Origin of the sequence: Streptomyces sp. NPDC059957, from assembly GCF_042730015.1 — a bacterium.
Lineage (GTDB): Bacteria > Actinomycetota > Actinomycetes > Streptomycetales > Streptomycetaceae > Streptomyces.
Map to the genome: position 1 here is coordinate 36,704 of NZ_JBHWMB010000075.1, position 2,633 is coordinate 39,336.

The window sequence follows — 2,633 nt, forward strand, 5'->3', positions numbered from 1 at the left end:
GCCTGGTTTCCCCCCCCTGGGCTTTACGGCGATACGCCAACCCCACCCTAGCCGTCTTTTAGTTCCCTGTTTCTGGGGTGACCCCCCAGGGCCTCGCGCGCAGCCCGGCCCCTGACGGGTCAGGGCAGAGCCCTGGGAACGGTGGAAGGGCGGGTAGGGGACATCGCCCCGCAGGGCACCCCCGGGCCGCGCCCGGTCCGAGCCGGGACGGACCCGCACGGAGCCCTCAGCCGATGTCCAGCGGGTCGATCCGGATCCGGACCGCCTCCGCCGCCGGGACGCCCCGGGCCATCCGCGCGGCCTGGGCGGTCTTCAGCGCCGCCGCCAGCGCGGCCCCGCTCCCCGGCGGGACCCGGACCAGCGCCCGCTCCCCCGCGGACGCCTCCCCCCGGAGCGCGGGCAGCGGCACCGGCCCCAGCACCTCCGCGTCCGGCGGCAGCCCGGCCCCCGCCAGGAAGGCTTCGACGATCTCTGCGCTGCCCGCGGCGACCGCCGCCATCCGGGACACCGGCGGGAACCCGAGCTGCGCCCGCTCCGCGAGCTCCCGCACCGCGTGCCCGACGGGATCCCACCGCACCAGCGCCTGGACCGGCCGCAGCGTCGGCTCGGCGACGACCACGACCTGCCCGTCCCCGCGCACCAGCGAGGCCGCCGCGATCCACCGGCGCAGCGCGTCCTCGCTCGCCCGCAGGTCGGGCCGGCTCAGCATGGCCCAGCCGTCCAGCAGCAGCGCCGCCGCGTACCCGGCGCCCGCCGCGACCGGCTCGGCGCCGGGCGTGCACACCACCAGCGCGGGCCGGTCCGGCACCTCGTCCAGGATGTGGTCGCGCCCGGAGGTCCGTACGGGCACGGCCGGGAAAGCCCGCCCCAGCTCCTCGGCGGTCCGCCGCGCGCCCACCACCTGGGCCCGCAGCCGGAACGATCCGCACTCCTCGCAGTGCCAGCCCGGCTCGGTCCGCCCGCACCACCCGCAGTGCAGGTCCCGCGCGTCGGGCGCCTCCAGGGGCCCTGCGCAGACCGTGCACCGCGCCGGTGTCCGGCACCGCTCGCACGCCAGCCGGGGCACGTAGCCGCGCCGGGGCACCTGTACGAGCACGGGCCCGGTCTTCAGGCCCTCCCGTACGGTCTCCCACGCGAGGCTCGGCAGCCGGGCGGCCCGCGCGGCCCCGTCCCGGGCCAGCAGATCGTCGCCGACGGTCCGGATCCGGGGCGCGTGCGTGCGTACGGTCTCGCGGTCGGCGACCAGCGGGCGGGCCCAGCCGGACTCGACGAGCTGCGCGGCCTCGACCGTGCAGCTGGTGCTGCCCACCAGGAAGGCGCAGCCGTCGGTGACCGCGCGCAGTTCCAGTACCTCCCGCACGTGCGGGAAGGGGGCGTGGACGTCGCTGTGGCTGGAGTCGCCGTCGTCCCAGACGGCGACGAGCCCGAGGTCCCGTACGGGAGCGAACATCGCGGCGCGGGTGCCGACCACGGCCCGCACCGAGCCCCGGCTGACGGCCAGCCACTGGCGGTAGCGCTTCTCCGGCCCGGACTCGGCGGTCAGCAGCGCGTGCCGCCCCTCGCCGAGCAGGGCGATCAGTGCCGCGTCGACGCGGGCGGCGGTGCGGCCGTCGGGGACCACGGCGAGGGCGCCGCGTCCGGAGGCGAGGGTGGCGGCCATGGCGCGGGCCAGCTCGTCGGCCCAGCCGGGGCCGGGCAGGGCCGTCCACACGGCGCGCGGGGTTCCGCCGCCCGCCAGGGCCCGCAGGAAGCCGGGCCCGGCTCCGTACCGCTCCCAGCCGGCGGGCTCGGGCGCGGCGGGCGGGGGCAGCGGTTCGGGGGACGGCTTGGACTCGGCGCGGGCGCTGCGCGCGGGCAGCGCGAGCTGGAGCACGTCGGCGAGGCTGCCGGCGTACCGGTCGGCGACGGCGCGGGCGAGGGCGAGCATGCGGGGGCCGAGCACGACCTCCGGCGAGACGACCTGGGCGAGGGCCGCGAGGGCTCCGTTGTAGTCGGACTCGGCACGGCGCTCGATGACGAAGCCGTCGATGAGCCCGCCGCCTTCGCGGCGGCCGCCGTGGACCCGGTGGGAGCCGGCGCCGAAGCGGACCCGGACGCGGACACCGGGCTGGGCGGACTCGGAGAGTTCGGCGGGGACGGCGTAGTCGAAGAGCCGGTCGAGGTGGAGCACGCCCTTGTTCACGAGGACCCGGGCCACGGGCAGTTCCTCGGCCACGGAGGCCCCGCGCCAGGTCCGTGGTTTGGCCTTGGGCGCCTTGGCCTTCGCCTCGGCGACCATCTCCCGCATCAGCGCGAGCTGCTCCGGCGGACCTCCCGGCCCGCTCCGCTCCCCCGCGTCATTGGTGCTGCTCACACCCGCATTCTTACCAAACCCCACCGACAACCGCGGACGGGGCGCCGCACGCGGACGGCCCCGGACCGTGAAGGTCCGGGGCCGTCCGTCGATCAGGCGGGTACTACAGGCCGGCAGCGGTACGCAGGGCGTCCACGCGGTCGGTGCGCTCCCAGGTGAAGTCCGGCAGCTCGCGGCCGAAGTGGCCGTAGGCGGCGGTCTGGGCGTAGATCGGGCGCAGCAGGTCGAGGTCGCGGATGATCGCGGCCGGGCGCAGGTCGAAGACCTGGCCGATGGCGTT

Annotated in this window: 2 protein-coding genes; both read right to left on the reverse strand. The window is 77.4% G+C overall.

Annotated elements, in window-relative coordinates; translation table 11 throughout:
• Positions 1–226: 226 nt before the first annotated feature.
• Complete coding sequence (locus tag ACFWBW_RS34370; protein WP_385381211.1) at positions 227–2,353, reverse strand: primosomal protein N'; 2,127 nt, start codon at positions 2,351–2,353, stop codon at positions 227–229.
• A 103-nt stretch (positions 2,354–2,456) separates the two neighbouring features.
• Positions 2,457–2,633: methionine adenosyltransferase domain-containing protein (locus ACFWBW_RS34375; protein WP_385381217.1), on the reverse strand; the 177-nt coding region annotated here is incomplete at its 5' end.